General features: G+C 69.6%; 5 protein-coding genes and 1 pseudogene. 1 reads left to right on the forward strand and 5 read right to left on the reverse strand.

Translation table 11 applies throughout. The annotated features are described in order from the left end of the window. Positions 1-431 (reverse strand): annotated as a pseudogene (locus D183_RS0121125) (helix-turn-helix transcriptional regulator); the annotation flags it as partial. A gap of 514 nt (positions 432-945) precedes the next feature. Next, positions 946-2,697, reverse strand: coding sequence for a glutamine--tRNA ligase/YqeY domain fusion protein (locus D183_RS0121130; protein WP_017910751.1), 1,752 nt, complete (start codon positions 2,695-2,697; stop codon positions 946-948). Positions 2,698-2,951: 254 nt separating this feature from the next. Here D183_RS0121130 and D183_RS0121135 point away from each other — a divergent pair, with 254 nt between their 5' ends. Then, positions 2,952-3,179, forward strand: coding sequence for a putative signal transducing protein (locus D183_RS0121135; protein ID WP_017910752.1), 228 nt, complete (start codon positions 2,952-2,954; stop codon positions 3,177-3,179). A 61-nt stretch (positions 3,180-3,240) separates the two neighbouring features. On the opposite strand, the gene D183_RS0121140 is transcribed toward D183_RS0121135, so the two are convergent. The 3 genes from D183_RS0121140 to D183_RS0121150 form a co-directional block, all read right to left on the reverse strand. Continuing rightward, a complete protein-coding gene (locus D183_RS0121140) occupies positions 3,241-3,714 on the reverse strand; it encodes a response regulator (RefSeq protein WP_017910753.1) in 474 nt (157 codons plus the stop codon). Then, complete coding sequence (locus D183_RS0121145; protein WP_017910754.1) at positions 3,711-5,621, reverse strand: ATP-binding protein; 1,911 nt, start codon at positions 5,619-5,621, stop codon at positions 3,711-3,713. The genes D183_RS0121140 and D183_RS0121145 overlap by 4 nt, the downstream gene beginning before the upstream one ends. Further along, the coding region (locus tag D183_RS0121150; RefSeq protein ID WP_026144722.1) for a response regulator transcription factor at positions 5,618-5,806 on the reverse strand (189 nt) is incomplete at its 5' end. The genes D183_RS0121145 and D183_RS0121150, both read right to left, overlap by 4 nt.

Genomic DNA, 5,806 nt, shown 5'->3' on the forward strand with positions numbered 1-5,806 from the left:
TGGCACAGCGCCTGCAGCCGCTGCCAGCCGCGCGGCGCGGTGTCCGCCTGCAGCCAGGCCAGCACGGCGGCGCCGGCTCGGGCATGGGCGGCAGCGAGGTCCGGATGCGGCGCCTGGGCGGCAAGCAGATCCTGCAGCGGCGGCGGCAGGTCGAGGAAGGGCTGTCGCCGCAGGCGCTCCAGCGCGTCGTCGCCGAAGGCATCGGCGGCGCAATCGACGACCAGGAAGCGGTTGGCATCCAGCGCGGACTGCGCATGCCGGGTCTGCGGCGAGACCACCGCGGCGCGGAAACGGTCCAGATAGCCGCCGCGGCCGTCCACCTCCAGTTCCATCGAGCCGTGCAACGGCAGCACCAACTGCACGTGGTCGTGCTGATGGGCGGCGCCATCGCGGCCGTAGCTGCACAGGCTGAAGGACGAGGCGGGGGACATGCCCGTTACGCTAGCGCGCGGGCGGTGGCGGGGGAAGGGCGGGGATTGGGGATTGGGGATTGGGGATTGGGGATTTTTCGCGAGTGCACGGTATGTGCGGCGCCTCTGGCGACAAAAAGCCACTCCGCGACTCCACGGTGGGTGCGGCTTCAGCCCCGACAGGCGTTATCGGTAAAGCCCGTCGGGGCTGAAGCCCCTCCCACAGTGCAATCGCAACCGCCCAGCACTTGCGGAACATTTCGGGTCCCGATTTGCGGGGTTCCGAATCCCCAATCCCAAGTCCCCAATCCCGGCTTTTTAGCCCCCGCTTCAGCGCGATGCCTCACCAATAAAACAACGCTAACGCTAGCCCTGCAGGAAGCGGCCGCGCATGCAGCCATCCTGTGGGAGGGACTTCAGTCCCGACGCGATAGCGCCGAACGACGCGGCAGATGTTCGGGCACGCGGTCCGCGGCCGATGCGCTGCCTTCCTCCAGGAAATCGCCGTCGCTGGAGGCATCGCACACGCGCTTAGTCAGCCGCCCTGGCCGCCGCTCCATGTATCGCGCAGGGTCACGCTGCGGTTGAATACCGGCGCGTCGGCGCGGTGGTCGTAGCGGTCGGCGACGAAATAGCCGGTGCGCTCGAACTGGAACGCCTGCTCCGGCGCGGCCTGGGCGGCGGCGGGTTCGACGTAGCCGCGCACGCTGCGCTTGGAGTCGGGGTTGAGGTGGTCGCGGTAGGTCTTGCCGTCGGACTCGTCGTCAGGCTTCTCCACCGAGAACAGGCGGTCGTACAGGCGGATCTCCGCCTCCACCGCGTGCGCGGCGCTGACCCAGTGGATGGTGCCCTTGACCTTGCGGTTGGCGCCTTCCATGCCCGGGCGCGATTCCGGGTCAAGCCAGCCGCGCAGTTCCACGATCTCGCCGGCGTCGTTCTTGATCACTTCGTCGACGCGGGCGATGCCGGCGCCGCGCAGGCGCACTTCGCCGCCCGGCACCAGCCGCTTCCAGCCCTTGGGCGGGACTTCGGCGAAGTCCTCGCGCTCGATCCACAGTTCGCGCGAGAACGGCACTTCGCGCGTGCCGAAGCTCTCGTCCTTGGGGTGATTGGAGAAGGCCAACGTCTCGCTGTGGCCCTCGGGCAGATTGCTCAGCACCAGCTTCAGCGGCTCGATCACCGCCATGCGCCGCGCGGCGTGCGCGTCCAGGTCTTCGCGCAGGCAGCCTTCCAGCACCGAGAAATCGATCACCGAGTTCTGCTTGCTGATGCCGACCCGGTCGACCAGCAGGCGCAGTGCGGCCGGCGTGTAGCCGCGGCGGCGCAGGCCCTGCAGGGTGTACATGCGCGGGTCGTCCCAGCCATCGACCAGGCCCTCGGCGACGAGCTGGGTCAGCTTGCGCTTGCTCATCACCGTGTAGTTGATGTTGAGCCGCGAGAACTCGATCTGCCGCGGCTTGGCCGCCTCGCGCGGCAGGCCCTTGTCCAGCAGCGGCTGCAGCAGTTCCGGGTGGCTGGCCAGGTCGACTTTGTCCACGCACCAGTCGTACAGCGGGCGGTGGTCCTCGAACTCCAGCGTGCACAGCGAGTGGGTGATGCCTTCCACCGCATCGCCCAGCGAATGCGCGAAGTCGTACATCGGGTAGATCGGCCAGGCGTTGCCGGTGTTCTGGTGCTCGACGTGCTTGATCCGGTACAGCGCCGGGTCGCGCAGGTTGATGTTGCCGCTGCTCATGTCGATCTTGGCGCGCAGGGTGCGCGCGCCGTCCGGGAACTCGCCCGCGCGCATGCGCCGGAACAGGTCCAGGTTCTCCTCGACGCTGCGGGTGCGGTAGGGCGAATCGCGGCCCGGCTCGGTGAGGGTGCCGCGGTACTCGCGCACCTGCTCGGCGGAGAGGTCGCAGACGAAGGCGTGGCCGTCGCGGATCAGCTTCTCGGCGGCCAGGTAGTACACCTCGAAATAGTCCGAGGCGTGACGCAGCTCGGCCCAGTCGAAGCCCAGCCAGCGCACGTCGTCCTGGATCGCGGCGACGAATTCGGGATCTTCCTTGGCCGGATTGGTGTCGTCGAAGCGCAGGTTGCAGCGCCCGCCGAACTCGGCGGCGATGCCGAAGTCCAGGCAGATCGCCTTGGCGTGGCCGATGTGCAGGTAGCCGTTGGGCTCGGGCGGGAAGCGGGTGCGGATGGCCGTGTGCTTGCCGCTGGCCAGGTCCTCGCGGACGATCTGGCGGATGAAGTCTTTCTTCTCGGCCGGGGCGGAGGCGTCGGTGGCGGGGGTGTCGGACATGCGCGCTTCGGAGAATAAGTAAAGGGCAAGTTTATAGTAAGTAAAGCGCTGCTTTAGCTTGGTCGGACTGGTCTGCGGCCGTCCTGGCGCGTAGGCTGCGGAACAATTCACTCAGGAGAAGCCCGCATGCAGGCGTTCCGTCTTGCCCTTGGCGTCATGCGTCCTTCTCAGTTGGCGTACCCGTGTACGGACCTGTGTTGCCTTTCCTCGCTCCAGGTTCTGCCTGGCTCCGTGGCTCGCGGCTGAGGGCGACCATGCAGATCGCCTACCGCGCCCAGCACCTGATCGATGCCCATCTGGCCAAGCACGCGCTGGAGGATGCCGGCATCACCGCCTTCGTGTTCGGCGAGGCCCTGCTCGGCGGCGCCGGCGAACTGCCGTTCGGCGTGGTCCAGGTCTGCGTGGCCGACGAACTGCTGGAAAGGGCCCAGGAAGTCCTGATGGCATTGGGCCTGGGCGGCCAGGTGACGCGGGCGATGTAGGTTGGGGGCTGGGATTGGGGATTGGCAAAAGCGGGGGGCTGCCGTTGCGAATCCCCAATCCCTAATCCCCAATCCCGGCCGTCAGCCATCCCGGCGGCGCGGCATCCGCCACGGCCAGCGCACGCAGGCGCTTGAACAGCACCACGGTCTCGGCCACGTTCCACACCCGCAGCGCCACTTCGAAGGTGTCCAGCGGCTTGGTCAGGAAATCCTTGGCGCCCAGGCCGAGGGCGCGGTGGCGGGCGCTGCGGCTGGGGTCGGCGGTGAGCACGATCACCGGCAGGAAGCTGGACGGGCCGGCCAGCCGCGCCAGCTGTTCCAGGATCGCGTAGCCGTCCAGCTCCGGCATCATCAGGTCGAGCAGGATCAGGTCCGGCGCGAATGCGGCGACCAGGCCCAGCACCCGCTGCGGGTCGGTGGTCGCCACCACCTGGCGGAAGCCTTCGCGCTGCAGCAGTTCTTCCAGCAGGCGGACGTTGGCCGGTTCGTCGTCGACGATCAGGATGCGCGCGGCGAGGACATCGTTGCGGGTCATGCGAGGTGTCGATCCAGAACGGAGAAGAAGTCGGCCACGTCCAGCGGCTTGGTCAGGTAGGCACGCACGGGATCGCCCTGCACGCGCGCCAGCGTGGTCGCGGTGGCATCGGCGCTGATCACCACCACCGGGATCGCGGCGGTGTGCGGCTGCGCGCGCAGCGCCTGCAGCAGGTCCTCGCCGTTGCCGTCGCTCAGGTGCAGGTCGAGCAGGATCAGGTCGGGCGTGGCCTGCTGCAGATGCGCGTGCGCCTGCGCCAGGCTGGCGGCCTCGTGCAGGCGCCAGTGCGGGCGGCGTTCGACCAGGGTACGGATCAGCGCCTGGTTGGACGGGTTGTCCTCCACGCTCAGCAGCTGGCGCTGGATCCCGCTCGCCGTCGGCGCCGCCACAGCCGGGTCCGGCAGTGCCGCTGCCTGTGGGCGGTCCAGCGGCAGCGCGATCGTGAACCGCGATCCGTACGCGCCGCTGTCCACGGCGATGCGCCCGCCCATCGCCTCGGTCAGGCGCTTGCTCAGCGCCAGGCCCAGACCGGTGCCCTCGATCGCCGAGCGCTCGGCGCCGAGCCGCTCGAACGGCGTGAACAAGCGTTCCACCTGCGCCGGCGTCAGACCGTGGCCCTGGTCGTGCACGACCAGGGCCAGGGACTGGCCTTCGGGCACGGCGCTCACCCACACCGCGCCGCCCGGGCGGTTGAACTTGATCGCGTTGGACAGCAGGTTGATCAACACCTGGCGCAGCCGCTGCGGATCGGCGCGCACGGTCCACTCCGGCGGCAACTGCGGTGGCCGTAGCACGATGCCGCGCGCCTGCGCCTCCGGTGCGACCAGGCCCATCGCCTCTTCCAGTGCGGCATGCACCGGCACCGGGCATGGGCTCAGGTCGAGCTGATCGGCCTCGATGCGGGCGATGTCCAGCAGTTCGGTGATCAGCCCCAACAGATGCCGGCCGGCACCGAGGATGTGCTGCAGATGGTCGCGCTGCGCCGCGCCCGGCAGGTCCATCTCCAGCACCTGCGCATAGCCGAGGATGGCGTTGAGCGGGGTGCGCAGTTCGTGGCTGCTGCGCGAGAGGAATTCGGTCTTGGCGCGGTTGGCGCTCTCGGCCTCGCGGCGCGCCGACTGCGCTTCCTCGGCGCGCGCGGCGAGCAGGGTGCTGGCCTGCTGCAGGCGTTGCGCGACCTGGCCCAGTTCGTCGCCGGCCGGTGGCTGTGGCGCCAGCGGCCGGCCGTCGCCGAGGCGGTCGGCATTGGCCGAGAGCTGGCGCAGGCGTCGCGACAGCGACGAGGCGAACCAGGCCACCGCGAGCACCGCACCGAGTCCGCCCAGCATCGCCGCGCACAGGGTGATCAGCAGGTTGCGCTGGCGCAGCGCCTGCGCCTTGGCGGTACGCACCTGCAACTGCGCGGTCTCGTAGTTGCGCAGCTCGCGCAGTTCCGCACGCAGGATGTCGAGGGTGACCTTGCCCTCGCGCAGTTGGCGGATCTCTTCCTCGCGGCTCAGGTCCGGCGCCAGCAGCCGCCGCCAGCCCTGCATCTTCTCCTCGAACAGCGGCTGGATGCGGGCGAAGCGCTGCGCCTGGCGCGGGTCGGTGATGCGTTGCGACAGGCGCTGCACCACGGTCTTCAGCCGCGGCTCGGCGTCGCGGTACGGGGTCAAGAACGCGTCCTGGCGCACCAGCCGGTAGCCGCGCACGCCAGCGGCGGTCTCGGCCAGCAGCGCATGCGCCTCGTGCAAATCGCTGAGCAACTGCAGGGTGCGGCGCACGTCGTTCTCGGCGGCGATGTTCTGCCGCTCCACGCTGTAGATCGCCACCAGCGCCGCCACCAGCAGCAACAGCGGCAGCGCCACCAGCGCCAGGCTCTTGCGGGTCAGCGGCCAGTCGTTCCAGCGCCGCGCCAGCGCCCTCACAGCGCCACCCCCGCCTGCACCGCGACCACCGCGGCCTGGGTGCGGTCGGCCACCTGCAGCTTGTGCAGGATGCGCTCAACGTGGACCTTGGCGGTGCCGGCGCTGATGCCGAGTTCGGCGCCGAGTGCGGCATTGGTGAGGCCGCGCGACAGCAGCGCCAGCACCTGCCGCTCGCGCGCGCTGAG

Origin of the sequence: Xanthomonas sp. SHU 199 (assembly GCF_000364665.1) — a bacterium.
Lineage (GTDB): Bacteria > Pseudomonadota > Gammaproteobacteria > Xanthomonadales > Xanthomonadaceae > Xanthomonas_A > Xanthomonas_A sontii.